We start from the raw sequence: 19,026 nt of genomic DNA, 5'->3' as shown, positions 1-19,026 counted from the left end.
TCCCATACTTTAAATTTTACTTTAAAGTGGTGCACTTGATCTTACAATTAAGCATGAAAATTGAAATTTCATTTTTAAAAATTGAATAAAAAATTCAAAAAATATAACTTAATCACAATACTCAAAAAGTTGTAAAACTTACCACTCCAACGTGTTTAGTTTTAAAAGTTTTATAAAGTTGTGGAACAGTTGAAAAAGGAGTAATAATAATAGATAATATTCCTACTATTATTTGAGTTAAAATCATATTTAGTTTAACCTTTCTAATTTTAAATCAATTTCTTCTGTTGAATTAATGTATAAAAACTCTTTTGGATGGATATTTAAATAAGTTCCTGAAACAATTTTTTCTACTGAACTAATAGTTTTTTCAATAGAGATAAATTCTCCTTTTTCTTTTGTAAAATTACTTGCTGTTCTTAATTTTTGACTAAAAAAATTAATTAATTGCATTGCTTTTCTTGCTATTATTCAGTTTTCATTATCCAGTTGCTCTAAACCTAAAATAAGGATAATATCTTTTAATTCTTCGTATTTTTGAAGAATTTTTTTAGTTTCTGTAAGTGCATCAAAATGTCTTTTTCCAATATTTTCAATTGTCAATAAGCTTGAATTAGATTTTAGTGGATCAAAAGCTGGAAAGATACCATTAGATGCTATTTCTCTTGATAAAACTAAAACAGAATCTAAATGACTAAAAACAGCAATGGAACCTGGATCATTTATATCATCCATAGGTAAAAAAACTGTTTGAAAAGAAGTTATTCCACCATTTTCATTTTCATTAAGTCTTTCTTCAATATAAGAAACTTCGGAATTTAGTGTTGGTTGATAACCTACAGCTGACGGTTTTTTTCCAAGTGAAGAAGATAACTCATTACCTGCTTGAATAAATCTATAAATATTATCAATAAAAAGTAAAACATCTTCTTTTTCAACATCTCTTAAATATTCAGCTGCAGTTATTCCCATAGGAACTATTTTATTTCTTGAACCAGCTGTTTCATTCATTTGTGAAATGAAAATTATAGATTTTTCCAGTAAATTAGATTCTTTTAATTCATCTAGTAATTCTTGACCTTCTCTTGTTCTTTCACCAGAACCTATAAAAATAGAAGTCAATTTATTATTAAGTTTTTGTGAAGATAAGTTAAAAATTAATTCTTTCATTAAAACTGTTTTCCCTACTCCAGCTCCTCCTAAAATTCCAAGTTTAGTTCCCTTGAAAATAGGGATAAAAAAATCAATACATTTTACTCCCGTTTCTAAAAATAACTTGTTTTTAGTTTCGAATTTAACTTTTGTAATTGTTGAATCCAAATCTATCATTTTGAATTTAGATTTTGGTTGGTTTAAGGATTCTCCTTTAATATTAAAAATGTTTCCTTTAGTTTTTAAACCTACAGGAACTTGGAGTTTTTTATCTTGCAAGATAACTTGTTGATTGATAAATAATTTAGTTGGATTGTGAATAATAATTGCTCTAACAACAGTATTAGAAATTATTTTTTCAACAAGTAAAATATTTTCTTCTTTTAAATCACTAATTATTTTTCCAATTTCTAAATTATTATTTGAAAAATCATTTTCAATATCAAATTGAATTTCTACTGCATCTGTTAAAATTTTTGAAATTTTTCCATTCATTTTATTCACCTAAATACTCTTTCATTTCATTTTCACTTATTTTTTTAAAATTTATTTCTTGACTAATTTTCTTTGTTTTTCCTTTATAATTGTAAAAATTATTAATTGCATTAATTATAAAATTTTTAAAATGAAATTCATCTACAAATTCTGAATAAATGAGTTTATTATAAATTTTATTAGCTCATTTGTTTTTTTGTAAAAAACTGAAAATAAATTTAAATAAGTCTTGATTGTTTTCATTAGCATCTAAAATGTTTCAAATTACTAGTTTTGAAAATAAAATAATTTCTCCTGTGTTTAGATAATTATTAAAACCTTTTTGAGTTAATATTTTTTCAATTTTTTTGCCTTGATTTAAAGTTTTTGTAAAGGTATCTGAAAGATTAAATTTAATATCATTAAGATTATGATTTTTTATATAGTTATTATAAATTTTAGTCAATTCTTTTGATAATTCAGAAACTTGTTTGTTTTGAACTGAACTTCCTGTTCTAGAAACAGAAATTGGATAATTTATAGCTGGAATAATTCCTGAATTAAATAGTTCACTACTTGTTACAATTTGTCCATCAGTAATTGAAATAATATTGGAAGATATAAAAGAAGTAATATCACCTGAATTTGTTTCCACAATAGGAAAAACAGTTATAGAACCTTCATCTTTAAAATTTCCACCTCTTTCTAATAATTTAGAATGAGTAAAAAAGACATCTCCAGGAAAGGCTTCTCTACCTGCTGGTTTATTCAATAATAAAGAAATTTCCCTATAAATATTTGCATGCTTAGTTAAATCATCCAATATTAAAATAACATCAAAATTATTTTTAGATAAATTTTCAGCATGAGCCATTGCAACATATGGTAACAAAAATTGATCATAAGAATTATCTGATTCAGCATGTATAATGATACTTTTATCTAAGCAACCATTATTTTTTAAAATTTCATAAATTTCTGAAATAGAACTATTTTTTTGCCCGATGGAAGCATAAATAAATCTTATATTATTATCAGAACAATTATTAATAATGGAAGAGAGAGTTAAATGGGTTTTTCCTGTTTTTCTATCTCCAACAATTAGTTGTCTTTGACCTTTTCCTATCGGAGTAAATAAATCAATTCCAAAATATCCTGTAAATAAAGGTTGATTTATTTTTTTTCTTTCATTAATCCCTCTTGCAGTTTTAAAAATTTCAGATTTTCCAAAAGAAACAATATTGTTATTTTCTTTATAATTTTTATTTAAAATTTCACCTTTTATATTAATTATTTTTCCAAAAAAACCACTATTTGTTTCTATTTTGTCAAATAAAATAGGTTCTATTTCTTTATTTAGTTCAATTTTAGTGTTAGGATTAGAAATAATTAAATCAGCTCCTTCTTTACTTGCAGAAAGTAAAAAACCATAAACATCTTTGTTGATTTTAAAAAATTGATTTTGTTCATAATTAAAATCACCTTCAACTTTAATTAAAAAGTTATTTATCGATTTTACAATTGGATTATTTTTTTTCATTTTACCTCATCAATTCTAATAATATATAAATCACAAAAACAAGAGTTGAACTACCTAAAACACCAGAAGAAAGTAGTAAAGTTAATTTTTGTTTTATTTTTTTATTTCTTTTAAAAATTAAAAATAAAATGGTCATTAAACTCGCAAGGGAAACAATAGAACCTACAGTTACTATAGATCATAAAATACCGAGTTCTACGGAGTTTTTAACTTTTTTAATTTCTAAAGGATTTAAATTTTTAATAAAATTTGCTGCATTATCTGCAAGAATTTTTTTAGTTTGATCATCAATTTGTTCAACTATATTTTTAATTTTTTCGTCAAAAATGGGATCAGGTTCTTTTTTAAGAATATCTTTAATTTCGTTTTTTTGTAATTCCAGTTTGTCTAAAATAGATTTTGCAATTTCAGAGTCAATTTTATTATTATTTTCTAGAATATTTTTTATTTTTTCTGCTTTGCCATCAATAGCAGCTCCTATAGCTGTATCTAAAAGGTTTTTATTGTTTTCGAATAACTCTTTGTAATCATTTTTTAAAATTTCTTCTATTTTTTCTATTTTTTCTTGTTTAGTTAAGTTTGAAAAATCCGGATTATTTTCAACTTCTTCTATAACATTAGAAATATTGTTTTTTATATTATTTTCAGAAAAAAGAAATGCAGAAGCAAATAATGCTGCTTTTTGTTCTTCTGTTAAATTATGTAAATCTTCTTTATTTAAAAAATTATTAAAAACATCAACATTTTCTTTAAACATATTATTATAAATGTTATCTTTGTCTTCTTGAGTAAATTCAGGATTATCAGGTTTAATATGTTTTTCTTCCTTTTTAAATCCGGTTACTTCTGTAAAATAATTTTTTGTTTCTTCTCCATTGCTTATTTGAACTTCTGCAATCCCTATTGTTCCATCACTATCAGCTTTTTTTACTATTTTTTTAATTTTGTAATCAAAACCTTTAGTATCACCTGAAACATAAGCAATTTGTTCTAAAGGACTATAAAATCTTGCGTTAGAAGCTGTTATTTCTTTTCCTTTATCTGTTAAAGTTAAAGGTAATTCATCAGCTAAATTAATATCTTGAACTTTATTTAGTAAAATATCTTCATAAAGGAATTTCCCCTTTTTTTGGAATAAATAATGCTGATTTGGAGCGATTATTTCAAAAGAATTAGGATCAATTTTACTTGTTAATGTAAAATTGATTAAAACATCTTTTCTTTCTGATTCAAAAATATGTTTTTCTATTGAATTTATTTCAAAATTAAATTTGTCATTTGGATCAAAACTATAAAAATCACTAGCAGTTATTTCATCGAAATTTTTATTTTTTGATGTATCTTTTAAGTATATTCTTTTTTGCTCAATTAAATTATTGTAATAGTTATTTAATAATAAATTTTCATATTCAAAAAATGAGTATTTAAATTCAAAATGTTCATCAAAAAATAGAAAAACGTTATTTAAATTAATTTTTGCTCTTATGTCAATAGTTCTACCGTTATTTGATTGTGTAATTTCAGGATTTTTTACAATAAATTCATCAGTATATTTAAATTCTGGATTAGGATTTTCAATATAAATATCACTTTTCTTTAAATTGAATGCACTTTTTTCAAGAGCTTCTGGTTTAATTTTTATTATTCCTAATTTATTTTCATTTCTAGCTTGTATTAAGATATTTCTATCTCTATAAATATGTTCTCTTAGTTTTTCTTGAATATTATATGCAATAAAATCTGTACCATTGAAATTTCTAACTTGATTTTCTAAATTAAAGATAATACTATTAATTTTAGTTTTTTCAACATCAGTTATTTCTTTATCATCTAAGTTGAAATCGTAACCATAAATAGGGAAATTACCGGGATTAGTTAATCAATTGGAATCACTAATATAAACATTATTTATTCTATTTAAAAAAGAAGATAAAATGTTTAATCTTTCATCTTTTGAGAGAGTATTGATGATTTTGGATTCTTCGTTTGAAATGGAATTTCTAGACAGATAAGTTTCTTGTTTTAGAAAATCAAAGTCATTATTAATATAACTTTTAAGAGAATTTTCGATAATAGAAAAATTATTATTAAGAATTTGGTAATATCTATTTTTTTCATATTCTGCTTTTGTTGGGAAAGAATTTTTTAATTCTTGCAAGCTTTGAGTATATAATTCAGCAATTTTATTTTTTAAAGTAGAAAGAATATGATCAACTTGTTCTGTTTTGTAATTATCTATTTCATCAATTTCATTGTTGCTTAGTAAAGAAATTGATGAAAATACAGGAATTATGGGCAAAGTTGATATTAATAATCTTCTAAAAAATTTAAATTTATTTCGTTTGTTCATCTTTAAAATATATCTTCGATCCTTTCATTATTTTTAGAATTTCATATTCTTCAACAACCTTATATTTTAGTAGAATATCATTAATATCCATCCCTACTTTGCTTTGTCTAAAAACCTTTTTATACTCTTTTTTTGCTTGTTTATATTTAATTTTAATTTCTTTTAATTTAATTTTATCATTTTTAATAGAAAAAAGTTGCTTAATATAATTAAAAACTATTACTTCTAAAGTTTTGGAATTTTTATCATTTTTAATTATTGTTTTATCTACTAAAAATAACTTAATAATATTTTCTTTATTTCTAATTTTTATAATTGCATTATCTAAAGAACAAAAAACATTTTCTTTAAATGAAAAATAGTTTTTTTCTTTTGGAATATAAATATTAATATTGCTTTCAGAAAACGTTTCTATAATTTTATTACTTTTAATAATATTTACATTAAAAAAAGACTTCTTTTTTTTAAAAATAAGATTTTTTGATCATAAACTGGTTAAAACTTTACTCTTCATAATTTTCCTTTGGTAATTGTGATAATAACACAATTTCTTCCGTTAAGTTCTGTCTTTTTAATTCCCTTGTTTTAATTTTGATATTTTCTATATTTTTTTCAATTTCTTTTAATATTCTTGTTTCGTGAATTAATTGTTGTTTTAACTTAAAAAAAGATGATTCATAAATTAAAGCAGGAACAATAGAGTTTAAATAAATTAAAAAAAGATTTTTAATAAAATTGAAAATATCAGGAAAAATTAAATGTTCATTTGTAAAAGAAATTTGCTGGAAATTAGTTGAATTATTTAAATCAAAATTAAATTTATCAATAGGTAAAATTGTGATGGAATTATCTTTAATTCTATTGGAATTTAAAACAAAAATTACTTCTGAGACAATTTTATTTCCATAAATTTCAGAAATAATTTTTTCCAGTTCATAAATTTGTTGTTCATTTGTATTTTCAGTTTGAAAAATAGGAATAATTTTGTTTTTGTTTGCAAAATTTATAGCTTCAATACCAATTGTAATTAAAAAATCCTTCTTAAAGTTAAACTTTTTTAATAGTTGATCATTTATGTTGTTATAGTTTAGATAATTTAATTCTATTTTTTCAGAAACATAAACTCAAAGTTTGGAATTATTTTTTTCTTTATTAGATTTTTTAAAGAAAAAAGAGTTTAATTTATATCTATTTTCAATTGAAAAAAGAATGTTTTTTACATTAATTGAAGAAAAAACTTTTTCTTCAAAACCTTTATTAATATTAGAAATTTTTAAAATTGTGTTTAATCTACTAATTTTAGTTGTTGCATGAAGATTTTCAAAAACTTTAAGTGAATTTGAGTTGTTAGATTTCATTTTTTACTCTTTTAATTTGTTTTTCATTATAAAATAATTCGAAATTTTCTTCTTTATTAAAATAAATAATGATGCCATCAATTAAAACTAATTTTTTTTCTTTTTGAATTACATCAATAACATATTCAGTAAAAATCTTCTGAATATTTTTAAAAATTTCATTGTTTGAAAAATCTAATTTTTCTTGTAAAAAAACGTTATCTTTTTTTATTGCTGGGAAAATGAATTTATCGTTTTTCATTCATATAATTGAAAAAAGATCAAAATCAATTTCTTTTTTTTCAGAAAAACTTTTTTCATAAATTTTAAAAAAAGAATCAAAATTTTCAATTTCTTCTTTTGAATTTAAAAGCAGTTTTATATTGTTTAAAATGTCTTTTAAATGCACTGTTTGATTATCATTTATAAATTTATTATAGTTTTCTAAAATTCAAAAATAATCATTATTTTTTTTTAGTTCACTACGGATTTTTTTAAATTCTTTTTCTTCTTTTTTTAAAAAATTAAACATTTTTGACTCCTTTTTTTGTTGATTTTAAAATTAATAAATTATAAAAAGACAACAATAAAATATTAAATAGTATATAAAAAATTATAATAGAATAAAATAAAACCTCAATATTTAAAAACTCATTAATTAAATAAAATAAATTGTTATTTTTTAAATAAAAGACTATTGTAATTATTAGAGTAAAAAAGTTAACAAATAATCTAACAAATAATCTTTTAAATAAATCTCATTTTCTATGTTTTAAACAAAATAAAACTAAGATTAAAAAGTTAGAAATACCGTTTATAAAAAGATTTATATCAGTAATTTGAATTCCAGAAATATTTTTAGATGAATTGTAATCAAAAAGAATTCTTATTAAATAAAATAACATTCATAAAAGAAATATAGAGCATAAAGTAAAAATTTTTATTATTTGATCTGTTTTAAAAATGTTTTTGAAATTTAATACTAAAAAATAGTAAATTAAAATTATTACAATACTAAAACCTAAATAAATATAATTTCACGCTTTGAAATGAAAATGAGTAGCAAATTGGCTGAAAAATAAAAGCAAGGTTAAAAACATTGAAATTATTGAAATTCATAAAAATAGCTTATTAAAATCTTTATTTTTTGCTTTTATTTCTCAAAAATTGAAAAAACTATAAACAAAAGGAAAAAGAGTTATACATAAACCAATAATTAATAAAGTTTTTAAAACAAAATCTGATATTTTTCAATCATTTATTAAAAAATGTAAAAATGGATAACTTGTTATATTATTTATTCCAGTTTTTTCTATATATAAAGAAAAGTTAATATAAAAAATTAAAAAAGCAAAATAATAAATAAATTTACTTATGTAAGAATAAATGGTTCATTTATATTTAAGTTTGAGTTTAACATCATTTTTTTTAAAAATAAAGTAGTTGTACAAATTGTAAGCACAATTTAAAACTATTACATATAAAAGTAAATAAACTGCTAAATTTAAATTAAAGGTAAACTTCTCTTTACTAAAAGTATCAACATTAATGTATAAAAATAAAGATAAGCTAAAAAATGCAATAGAAGTTACAAGAAACAAGGAAGCAAATATAAAATAATACTTAATTTTTCACAAATGTAATTGCACACCTGTGTAAATTTTAAATAAATATAAATAAGATACAAAACTAAAAAATCAATAAGTCACTGAAAATAGAACTTTGCTTTCTAAATTGATATGACTATAATTATTGAGCTTTATAAAATTATTAAAAAATATATAGTTTATTGTAAAATAAATTGAATATAATATCAAGATAAAGATTTTAAAAAATAAAATAATTTTGCTTTGTTTTTTGAATAAAATTTCTTTTCAATCTATTTTAAATGAGTTAAAAATTAAATAATTTTTCTTTGGTTTCATTTTAGTTTCAGTAAGATTTTTTTATTGGAAAATCTTTAGTTAATTTTATTACTTCTTGTTTCAATGTTTCTAACTCTTTTTGGTTTTCACTATTTAATAGAGCTTTATTTATAATATTAGCTAATTGCTTAAATTCTTTTTCTTTAAAACCTCTGGAAGTCATTGCAGCAGTTCCAAGTCTAACTCCTGAAGTTACAAAAGGAGATTCATCATCATTTGGAATTGTGTTTTTATTAACAGTAATATTGATTTTTTGTAAAATAGAAGAAGCTGATTTACCTGTTGTTTTATAAGATTTTTTAACATTTATAGTAAATAAGTGATTATCGGTTCCTCCAGAAATTATTTCTACTCCATTTTTTTGAAATTCTTCCGAAAAAGCCCTTGAATTCTTTATAATTTGCTCACAATAGTCTTTAAAAAAAGGTTGTAGTGCTTCATTAAAAGCAACTGCTTTTCCTGCAATGCTATGAAATAAAGGACCTCCTTGATAACCAGGAAAAACTCATCTATCGATTTTTTTAGCAATTTCTTCATTATTTGTCATTATTATACCACCACGAGCACCTCTTAATGTTTTGTGAGTTGTGGAAGTAATTATGTCCGCATATTCTACAGGTGATGGATGTAAATCTGAAGCAATAAGTCCAGCTATATGTGCTATGTCAGCCATTAAGTAAGCACCTACTTCATCTGCAATTTTTCTAAATTTAGAAAAGTCTATTGTTCTGGAGTATGCTGAATAACCGCATATAATTAAATTGGGCTTAACTTCTTTAGCTACTTTTAAAATTTGCTCATAATCTAACAAACCATTAGAATCAACATCATAAGAAAATGATTGATAAAATTTTCCAGAAAAATTTATGTTATATCCATGTGTCAAGTGACCACCAGAGCTTAGTGACATTCCTAAAACTTTCCCTCCTGGTTCTACAATTGAAGCAATAGCAGCTGCATTTGCTGTCGAACCAGAATAAGGTTGAACATTAGCAAATTTTACTTTGAATAATTTCTTGAGTCTTTCAATAGCTAAATTTTCTACTTCATCCACATTTTCACAACCATCATAATATCTTTTTCCTGGATATCCTTCACCGTATTTATTAGTTAAAATGCTTCCTGTTGCTTTTAATACATCTTCTGAAACGTAATTTTCAGAAGCTATTAATTCAATATGTTCTTCTTGTCTTTGAAGCTCTTTATTTATTGCGTTAGCAATTTCTTTATCTTTTAACTCTATATTTTTATACATTTTTAACCTCATTTAATTTTACTATTATAATTTTACTTCAAATAGAAAAAAATCAAAGCTTAAAGCCTTGATTTTAAATTAAAATATATTAGTTTTTATACGTTATTAATAAATTTGATTAATAATTATTTGTCGTTTAAAGCTGTAAAACCTTGAACTTTTTGTCCTTTATAAAAACCACAAAATCTACATACTCTATGTTGTTGGATACCATTTGAACAGTTTGTACATTTAATTAAGTTTTGTACAACTAAAGCATCATGAGTTCTTCTTTTATGTTTACGTTGTTTAGAAGTTTTTCTCTTTGGAACTATAGCCATTTTTCCCCCTCTGTATATCTAAGATAATTTTATTATAGATTTATATTTTATAATTTTACATTAAAAAGAAAAAAAATAAAGAATATTTATTTAATTTCTTTTAACATTGCTGAAAATTGTCATAATCATTTATCAAATGATAATAAAATTTCATCAAAAATTGGTTGAACTCTTGCACTTCATTCAAAACTTTCACTTTCTTTTAATAAAGTTTCTAAATCCAAAACAAGAAGTTGTAAAGCTGTTTTATAGTCAAATTCTTTTGTTGATTCTTCTTTGATAAATGAAAGTTCTAAAATTTCTTTAAAACTTCCAATTGCTTGTGATTTTTTCATCACTACTTTTTCAGCAATTTCATCAATAAATCCTAAAACTTCTGCTTTTAATTTATCTGTTTCTTCGTGAATTTCAAAAAATTCAATCCCTTTAATATTTCAATGTATATTGTTAGTTTTTTGATAAAAAACTTGTAAGCTTGCTTGTATTTCTTTTAATTTTTTAAGCTCTTGCATTTTAATATTCATCCTTAGTTCTAATTAAATTCAATCCTTCAAATTCTTTTTCTTTTTTATAATTTGTAACTACTAAAACTAATTTGTCAGATGGTGTAAAATCATAGAATGTTCCAAATCCAAATTTTTCTTCGGTCGCTAAAACAACAACAAGTTCAGAATGTTGAGCTACAAAGTTTTTCATTTTCCCATCACCTATTTCTGTTGTTGTTAGTTTTCCATTTTCGTCAATACCACTAACACCTAAAAATGCTATTTGGAATTTAAAATTTTCAATAGCTGATAAATCATGAGAATTTGTTGAAAGACTTTTATGTTTTATTTTTCCACCTACTACATAAATATTTTTGAATCCCATTTCAACAGCTTTCATAGCATTATGGATAGAATTTGTAAAAATATTAACATCAGTATCTAAATATTCAAGTAAATAATAACAAGTAGAACCTGCATCTAAATAAATGTTTAAGTAATCTTTCGCTAAAACAGCAGCTGTTCTAGCAATGCTCCTTTTTGCCTCTACATTTACTTTAATTTCGTCAATAACAATTTTATCTAAATAATTTCTTTTTTCGTTATAAACAATTTCACCAAAAGGTCTTTTAACATAACCTTCTTCTTCAAGTTTAAGAAGGTATCTTCTTGCAGTACTTTTTGTTAATTGGAATTTTTGTTCAATTTCAATAGGTTTTAAAATCTTTTTAGTTCTTATGTATTCGTTTATTTCCTTTTGTTTTGCAAAAGACATAATTTTTTTATTTTTTGAATCTTCCACATTACTCCTTTCTGATTTTATCATTAAACTTATTATAGATAAAAACAAACAAATTATATCATTTTAAAGTATTTTTCAATATATTTAATTCAAAAATTTTCATTTTTTTTCAAAAGTAAAAGAAAATCCGCAAAAGCGGATTAAAAGGTCTTTTTGATATGGTGCTCAAGACGGGACTTGAACCCGAACGCGATTTCTCGCACTAGAACCTCAATCTAGCGTGTCTACCATTTCACCACCTGAGCAATGGCGGAATAGACAGGATTTGAACCTGCGCGAGAGTTGCCTCTCCTAATACGTTTCCAACGTATCCCCTTCAGCCTCTTGGGTACTATTCCATATACTTTATAATTATATAAAAAATTCCTTTTTTTATTACAAAATATACTTAAATTTTCTTATTTATTTAATTTTTAAAACTAAAAAACTTCAAAAAAAGCGTAAAAAACTCAGTTTTTGCCTTTTTTAATATAAATTATATTTATTTTTGTAACTTAAGAGTTATAATTAAAATATATTTATTTAAGTTCTTTTTAATTAAATTGTTAGTAAGTTACTAACTGCTATATATATATATATATATAGAAGCACTCTTTATTTTCTTATGTATTTCTATATATTATGTAAATTAATAATTTAATTTAAATAAATTAGAAAAAAGGAGAAAAATGAGTAAAAAAATTAAAAAGGTATTTCCAAAATTGGCTTTAACCAGTCCATTATTACCAATAAGTATAGTAATTTCATGTAATGATACAACAGAAACTAAACCTAGCGAACCTAAAAATCCTGGATCGGGAACAACACAAACTGAACCAGTTAAAGAAAATCCAAACCCTGTAATAACACCAATTGCAGAACTACCAGGAAACGATGTTAAAGTTTCTGATCCTGAGAAAATAAAAGACAAAAACAAATCTCAAAATCCAAGTAATTCACAACCAAAAGATGATAATAAAACACAAGCTGTTCAAAAAGATAAAGATAAAGCACCTGAAAATGGTTTTATTGATCAAAAAACTAAAAATCCAAAACTAAATAACAATTCAGACAAAACTAAAACTGATTCACAAAATCTAGATACTGCAACAACAAATCCAAAATCTCAAACACAAGATTCTGAAGTTGTTTTTGACAGAAAATTTCAAGTCTTACACGTTTCAAAAGAAGAAGAAAAACAAATTCTTGATGATCAATTTAATAAAATCGATAAAACTAAAGATAATAATAGTACAGTAGAAGGACAAGACAATTCAACTAGTGAACCTTCAGAACCAAAAAAACCACAAATTCCTTTAACTAAGCAACAAAAAGAAATTTTAAATGAACAATATTTAAAACAAGATTTAAATAATACATCAACTACGATAGGTAACGTTGAACCTGTAGTTTTTGACAGAAAATTTAAAAAATTAGACGTTACTAAAGAGCAAGAAAAAGAAATTGTTGATGAGCAAATTAAGAACATTGATAAAACAAAAGATAACAATAGTGTAGTTGAAGGACAAGATAATAACAATACTGACAGTAAATCAGAAAAACCTAAAACACCACAAATTCCTTTAACTTCTGAACAAAAACAACAACTTAGTGATCAACTAAAAAATCAAGATCTAAAAAACACTTGAACAACTATTGGTGATGATAACTCACAAAGTTTTAACAGAAAATTTACAAAATTAGATGTTACTAAAAAAGAAGAAAAACAAATTCTTGACGATCAACTTAATAAAATTGATAAAACTAAAGATAACAACAGCACAGTAGAAGGACAAGACAATTCAACTATCGAACCAGTTCAACCAAAAACTCCACAAGTAGAGTTAACACCAGATCAAAAACAAAAACTTCATGATCAATTAGAAAATCAAGATCCTAAAAATACTTGAACTACAATCGGAGATGAAATACCAAAACAATTTGATAGAAAATTCAGTGTTATTTCAGTTTCTAAAGAACAAGAAGACCAAGAATTAAAAGAGCAAGCTGCTAAATCACAAGATAGTGAAATCGATATTGTTGATGATTCTGAACCAAAAGATACTCCTGTTGAAGAACCTAAAGCAAACAAAGATAAACAACAAGAACAACCAAAAGTTGAACCTAAAAAATCAAATGATTATAAAGTTATTGAATTAACAAAAGCACAAGAAGATGAGCAATTAAGCAAACAACAACAAAATGCAGAAGAAAACGAAATCGAAATAGATTTAGACTAAAAATAGATATTCTCAAATTTTAGAGAATATTTTTTTTAATATTATAAAAAAATATTATAATTTTAAATATGATAAAGGAAAATAAATTGAATTTTTCAAATAACACAAACTATCAATTTCGTTACTTGAAAGAATTTAAAGAGATTTTAAATCTTGCACATCAAGAATTTAAAGCTAGAAAAAAAATTGTTGTTGATTTTTTACTCACGGATAATGAACAAATTAAAATAATTTCCAAAGAATATAGAAAAAAAGATAAAGTTACAGATATTCTTTCTTTTGGAACTAATTGAAGTGATTTTGATTTTTTAGATTTTTTACCACTTGGAGAAATAATTATTTCTTATCAAAAAGTTAAAGAACAAGCTAAAGAATATGGTCACACACTAAAAAGAGAATATTGCTATCTTTTTGCTCATGGTTTAGCTCATTTATTTGGATTTGATCATCTAACAAAAGAAGATGAAGATAAAATGAATTATCACGTTGATAAAATAATGAAGAAAATGGAGATTAGTAGATAATGTACATAAAATTAAAAAAACTTTTAGATAACTCTTATTCACCTTATTCAAATTTTGCAGTTGCTGCAATTTTAAAAAATAAAGACGGAAAAGAATGAAATGGTGTTAATGTAGAAAATGCTGCATATCCTTCTGGAATGTGTGCAGAAAGAAGCGCTCTTTTTGGAGCTATTTCTTACGGATTTAAACCAAGAGAAATTACCGAAATTCATATAATATCAAGGAAAAATGAATTCATCTCTCCTTGTGCAGGTTGTAGGCAAGTTATGAGTGAATTAATGCCACTTGATGGTAAAATATTTCAATATTCTAATGATGGTACTTGCAGAGTAAATACTGTTCTTGAAATGGTTCCTTTCCCTATTTTAAGTGAGGATATTAAAGTTTAATGAAAGTGTGTTTTGTTGCAATTATAGGTAGACCAAATGTTGGAAAATCATCTTTACTTAATGCTATCTTACAATATGATTTATCAATAGTAAGTGCAAAACCACAAACCACAAGAGATCAAATAAACGGAATTTATAATGAAGAAGGATATCAAATTGTTTTTATTGATACTCCTGGTATTCATAAAAGCAAGCAAAAATTAGGTGATTCATTAAACAATAGTTCTTATGAATCTTTAAAAAACGCAGACTTAATTTTATTTTTACAACCTGCTGATCAAGAAATTGGAACAGGTGATTTTATGATTTTAGAAAAAATCAAAAATTTTAAAAATAAAATTGCTCTTATTACAAAAGTGGATCTTGTTTCTGATAAAGAAATGCTTAAAAGAAAAGCAGAACAACTCAAATCCAAAGGATTTTCCCTTGTATTAGGTACATCCATCACTTATGAACAAACAATTCAAGAATTAATTAATGAAATTAAAAAATATAGCTATGAATCAGAACCTTTTTATCCAGTTGAAGATATAACAGATAAAAGTATGCGTTTTCTTGCTAAAGAAATTGTTCGTAAAAACGCTATTAATCTTTTAGAAGATGAAGTGCCTCATAACATTGCTGTTATAGTTAATGATTTTATTGAAAAAGAACATTCAATGCAAATAGATGTAACAATATATGTTTCAAGAGATTCACAAAAAGGAATTGTTATTGGTAAAAACGGAGCAATGATTAAACAAATAGGAATAAATTCAAGAAAAGAACTTGAAGAACTTTTTAATAGTAAAATTTTTCTCTCTACCAATGTGAAAGTAAGTAAAAATTGAGTAAATAACGAAAAAGTAATTAAAAAAATGGGATATTAATTAATAATTAATCTAATTTTATAATTAGATTTTTTATTTTTATAACTATAAATAAAAAACGAATTTTAAAATATAATTATAATAGTAGAAACTTATTTTAAAATTCAAAGGAGTATAAAATGGAACAAAAACAAAATAAAATCAAAGCAGTATCTTTTTGAACAACTCAAATTGATTATTTCATAAAAAATTGAAATATTTTTAGAAAATTAACAGCAACTGATTTTTACAAATTCAAACATCTAACCTTATATTTTGCTTTTTACAAATATCTTTCAAGAAAACAAGAAGTTTTTATGAAACAAAATTTAAAGATAGATGAAAATGCATTCAAGTATTTTGATTATTCTTATTTTAAATATAAATCATTATTCAGAAAAACTAAATATTTTAACTCTTTTGAAGAAATTAAAAACATTTACAAAACAGTTCAAAATGAACTTGGTTACTTCATTTTTAATGATAATTTATTTAGTACTTTATATAAAGAATATATGGCAAGTCATAGTTCAAATATTACTTTTGAAAAAATACTTGAGAGATTTGAACTCTTTCATAATCATATTAAAAAAAATGATAAATATACCTATTTATTTAGTGATATATTTTATATTTCTAAAAATGAAATTGAAAAAAACTGAAAAAATAAAAAAGATTTAAAAATGCTAATAGAAGAAGCAATATCTGTTGTTGAACTAATAAATATTGATTATCAAAACGATCATTTTATTTTTAAAGAGATATTTGAATTTTTAATTAGTGAATTTTCTGAAGAAAATAAAAATGCAAATGAAGGTTTTTATACACCTAATGATGCTTCAATTATAGTTTCAAAAATAGTTTTAGAAGATGTTAAAAATAAAGATGAACTTAAGATTTATGATCCAACAGCCGGAACTTCTTCTTTAATGTTAAATGTAGGTAAAACCTTTGAAAAATATAAAAATGAATCAGATTTAGTTCAATATAATGCAATTGAAATTGATAGTTGAAATTACAACATAAGTAGAATGAATTTTATAATTAATAATGTTGATTTTAAAAATTGAAAAATCAAAAATGCTGATTCATTTACCAGTTATTCACCAAATGATTTATATAAAACAAATAATCCTAAAGCAGATGTAGTATTATCACATATTCCTAATTCTAAAAGTTGAAATTCAGAAATATCTAAAAATTTCAACCCTTATTTTAAAGAATATGGTACACCACCTAAAACCAAAGCAGATTGAGCTTTTATTTTACAAGGTTTATACAATTTAGATGATGAAGGAATTATGGTTATTTTAGCACCAGAATCAATCTTAACAAGTGCTTCAGTAGAAAAAGAGATTAGAAAAAAACTTGTGCTTGAAAATCATTTAGACTCAATTATTTATTTACAAAATAAATTATTTTCTGGAACCTCCAACACTGATGTTTTATTAATCTTTAAAAAGAATAAAATAAATAAAGATATTTTTATGATTAATGCAACTAATTTATTTGTAAAATTAAACAATGATATTTGCAAATTAAGTCCTGATAACATTGAGAATATTTTAAATACTTATAAAGATAAAAAAGAAATCAAAGGATTTTCAAAACAGGTTTCTATCCAAGAAATTACCTCTAATAATTTTGATCTTCAAATTTCTAAATACATAACAAAAGAAGATGTTAACTCTTCCAATCAAGAATTTAATAAAATTCATAATTTACTAACAGTAGAAGACTTTAGACCTGTACAAAAATATTTTGATGAAATTAGTGGTTTACAAGATCAAATAGCAATTAAAGTAAATAATTCAGGTTATAAAATAGTTAATGCTGAAAAAATAACATTATTAGTTTTAGAGTCCAAAATAATTAAAAAAATAGAAACTAAAATGGAAAAAGTTAGAGAAAAAATCGTTGACTACTTTATTCCTTTTTTCACTGAAATCGATGAATTTCCAGAAAATTGAGAAGAAATTATTAAAAGTGAAATAGATAGATTTGCTAACGCTTCAATTAAAAACATTCCTTTTTTAGATAAGGAAAAATTAATGTTTGAATTACAAAAAGCAGTAGATGAATTTATTATTCCTGAAATATCTGTATTTAAAGAAAAAAGAAAAATGAATTTTGATAGATTAATGGATAGTTATATAAGAAAATTTTCAGAAGGAGAAAAAGAATCAGATCTTATTAATTTCTTATTAGTTATTTCTGTAGAAGCAGATGAAAATGCTGAAGATTTAATTCATATGAAAGAACTAAGAGACAAAATAGAAGAGCGAATGAACTCATTACTCTTAGAAATTTCTACTTATCCAGAATGTCAAACTTTATTTAAATCAAGTAAAATTAAAACAAGTGATTTAGAAAGAATTAAAAAACTTTTAACTCCTGCAAGCACTCAAACTGAAACAGAAAAAGAAATTAAATTCAAAATAGCTGAAGTTTATGATTATTTAAATTATCTAAGAAGACTTGACAACAATATTAGTTCTTTAGAAGAAACAATATTTCAAACTACTCTTGATTCTTTAAATGAAATTAAAAACTATCAAGAATTAATAAATTATCTTGCTTTTCAATGAGCTAATTATTTAACTGATTTAACAGTAAAAACAGAAAGTTATTTAACTCATGCAATAATTGAAGACTTAGAATTATTTGTTTCTAATAACAATGACAAATCTTTAAATTTTTTAGATAAAGATTATAAATGAGTCTTACCTAACTTAATACAAACAATGAAATTTCTCTCAACTATGCATGTACAAAAAGAAAAACTGGAATTTATTACAAAAATATTAAATAAACAATAAAAGGAGAAAAATGTCAAATAATACAAAAAATAATTTAGTCCCTTCTTTGAGATTCAAAGAATTTACTCACGCTTGAGAACAGGACTTATTGGGTAATTTAATATCAATTCAAACAGGAAAATTAGATACTTATCAAAAAGAAGAGAATGGAAAATATAATTTTTACACTTCTGGAACAGAAATTCACAAAATAAATAAATGAGATTTTGAAGGTGATTCTATAATAGTCGCTGGAAGTGGTGTTAATTTGGGTTTTCCCCATTTTGCAAATGGACGTTTTAATGCGAATCAAAGGACTTTTGTGTTAAAAACATTTCAAGATAACACTAAATTTATTTATTATTATTCATGAAATAATTTATATTTAGAAATACAAAAAAAGTTTAAAATAGGTGGAATTCCAAACTTACTAAAAGGAGATATTTTTCATACTAAAATATACTTCCCTACTTTAAAAGAACAAACAAAAATAGCTAATTTATTAGAAACCGTTGATTCAATCCTTTCACTTCACAAGCGTAAGTATAATTTTCTAAAAAACATTAAAAACACATTACTTGACAAGATGTTTCCATCTCAAAATTCAA

Annotated in this window: 17 protein-coding genes and 2 tRNA genes; 6 read left to right on the top strand and 13 right to left on the bottom strand. The window is 23.2% G+C overall.

Translation table 4 applies throughout. The features are described 5' to 3' along the window. Nucleotides 1-16: 16 nt before the first annotated feature. The 13 genes from ACXX89_RS02995 to ACXX89_RS02935 form a co-directional block, all read right to left on the bottom strand. Nucleotides 17-247: a SemiSWEET family transporter gene (locus ACXX89_RS02995; protein ID WP_458557624.1), complete on the bottom strand. Its 231-nt coding sequence runs from the start codon at nucleotides 245-247 to the stop codon at nucleotides 17-19. 2 nt (nucleotides 248-249) lie between these two features. Beyond that, nucleotides 250-1,647, bottom strand: a complete 1,398-nt coding sequence (locus ACXX89_RS02990; RefSeq protein ID WP_458557623.1) for an MSC_0618 family F1-like ATPase beta subunit — start codon at nucleotides 1,645-1,647, stop codon at nucleotides 250-252. Nucleotide 1,648: 1 nt separating this feature from the next. Then, a complete protein-coding gene (locus ACXX89_RS02985; protein WP_458557622.1) occupies nucleotides 1,649-3,166 on the bottom strand; it encodes an MSC_0619 family F1-like ATPase alpha subunit in 1,518 nt (505 codons plus the stop codon). A gap of 1 nt (nucleotide 3,167) precedes the next feature. Further along, a complete protein-coding gene (locus tag ACXX89_RS02980) occupies nucleotides 3,168-5,516 on the bottom strand; it encodes a hypothetical protein (protein WP_458557621.1) in 2,349 nt (782 codons plus the stop codon). Further along, nucleotides 5,500-6,030 carry a hypothetical protein gene (locus ACXX89_RS02975; RefSeq protein ID WP_458557620.1) on the bottom strand — a complete coding sequence of 177 codons (531 nt, stop codon included), beginning with the start codon at nucleotides 6,028-6,030 and terminating at the stop codon, nucleotides 5,500-5,502. The genes ACXX89_RS02980 and ACXX89_RS02975 overlap by 17 nt, the downstream gene beginning before the upstream one ends. Then, nucleotides 6,020-6,874 carry an MSC_0622 family F1-like ATPase gamma subunit gene (locus ACXX89_RS02970; protein ID WP_458557619.1) on the bottom strand — a complete coding sequence of 285 codons (855 nt, stop codon included), beginning with the start codon at nucleotides 6,872-6,874 and terminating at the stop codon, nucleotides 6,020-6,022. The genes ACXX89_RS02975 and ACXX89_RS02970 overlap by 11 nt, the downstream gene beginning before the upstream one ends. Next, entirely contained in the window at nucleotides 6,864-7,385 is a 522-nt protein-coding gene (locus tag ACXX89_RS02965) for an MSC_0623 family F1-like ATPase-associated protein (protein ID WP_458557618.1), read from the bottom strand. The genes ACXX89_RS02970 and ACXX89_RS02965 overlap by 11 nt, the downstream gene beginning before the upstream one ends. Before the next feature lie 1,394 nt (nucleotides 7,386-8,779). Next, nucleotides 8,780-10,033 carry a serine hydroxymethyltransferase gene (gene glyA, locus ACXX89_RS02960; protein WP_458557617.1) on the bottom strand — a complete coding sequence of 418 codons (1,254 nt, stop codon included), beginning with the start codon at nucleotides 10,031-10,033 and terminating at the stop codon, nucleotides 8,780-8,782. A 125-nt stretch (nucleotides 10,034-10,158) separates the two neighbouring features. Then, a complete protein-coding gene (gene rpmF, locus ACXX89_RS02955; protein ID WP_436359163.1) occupies nucleotides 10,159-10,353 on the bottom strand; it encodes a 50S ribosomal protein L32 in 195 nt (64 codons plus the stop codon). Nucleotides 10,354-10,439: 86 nt separating this feature from the next. Beyond that, nucleotides 10,440-10,865 carry a Dps family protein gene (locus ACXX89_RS02950; protein ID WP_458557616.1) on the bottom strand — a complete coding sequence of 142 codons (426 nt, stop codon included), beginning with the start codon at nucleotides 10,863-10,865 and terminating at the stop codon, nucleotides 10,440-10,442. A gap of 1 nt (nucleotide 10,866) precedes the next feature. Then, nucleotides 10,867-11,640 (bottom strand): DeoR/GlpR family DNA-binding transcription regulator, encoded by a 774-nt coding sequence (locus ACXX89_RS02945; RefSeq protein WP_458557615.1) that lies wholly within the window; start codon nucleotides 11,638-11,640, stop codon nucleotides 10,867-10,869. 159 nt (nucleotides 11,641-11,799) lie between these two features. Next, nucleotides 11,800-11,885 (bottom strand) — tRNA-Leu (locus ACXX89_RS02940). A 2-nt stretch (nucleotides 11,886-11,887) separates the two neighbouring features. Next, nucleotides 11,888-11,978: transfer RNA gene (locus ACXX89_RS02935), tRNA-Ser, on the bottom strand. Between the two features lie 330 nt (nucleotides 11,979-12,308). Here ACXX89_RS02935 and ACXX89_RS02930 point away from each other — a divergent pair. The 6 genes from ACXX89_RS02930 to ACXX89_RS02905 all read left to right on the top strand — a co-directional run. Continuing rightward, nucleotides 12,309-13,859 carry a hypothetical protein gene (locus tag ACXX89_RS02930; protein WP_458557614.1) on the top strand — a complete coding sequence of 517 codons (1,551 nt, stop codon included), beginning with the start codon at nucleotides 12,309-12,311 and terminating at the stop codon, nucleotides 13,857-13,859. A gap of 86 nt (nucleotides 13,860-13,945) precedes the next feature. Further along, nucleotides 13,946-14,383 carry an rRNA maturation RNase YbeY gene (gene ybeY / locus ACXX89_RS02925; RefSeq protein ID WP_436359167.1) on the top strand — a complete coding sequence of 146 codons (438 nt, stop codon included), beginning with the start codon at nucleotides 13,946-13,948 and terminating at the stop codon, nucleotides 14,381-14,383. Further along, nucleotides 14,383-14,772 (top strand): cytidine deaminase, encoded by a 390-nt coding sequence (gene cdd, locus ACXX89_RS02920; RefSeq protein WP_436359168.1) that lies wholly within the window; start codon nucleotides 14,383-14,385, stop codon nucleotides 14,770-14,772. Before ybeY ends, cdd begins: the two co-directional genes overlap by 1 nt. After that, on the top strand, nucleotides 14,772-15,641 hold the full coding sequence (era, locus tag ACXX89_RS02915; protein ID WP_458557613.1) for a GTPase Era: 870 nt from the start codon (nucleotides 14,772-14,774) through the stop codon (nucleotides 15,639-15,641). Before cdd ends, era begins: the two co-directional genes overlap by 1 nt. 119 nt (nucleotides 15,642-15,760) lie before the next feature. After that, entirely contained in the window at nucleotides 15,761-18,439 is a 2,679-nt protein-coding gene (locus ACXX89_RS02910) for an N-6 DNA methylase (protein ID WP_458557612.1), read from the top strand. Between the two features lie 10 nt (nucleotides 18,440-18,449). Continuing rightward, nucleotides 18,450-19,026, top strand: a 577-nt coding sequence (locus ACXX89_RS02905) for a restriction endonuclease subunit S (RefSeq protein ID WP_458557611.1), incomplete at its 3' end; no start/stop codon positions are given.

The organism is Mycoplasma sp. 1012 (assembly GCF_054343455.1).
Note: the sequence above shows the minus strand (reverse complement) of the source record. Positions and strands in the feature narration are given on the sequence as shown.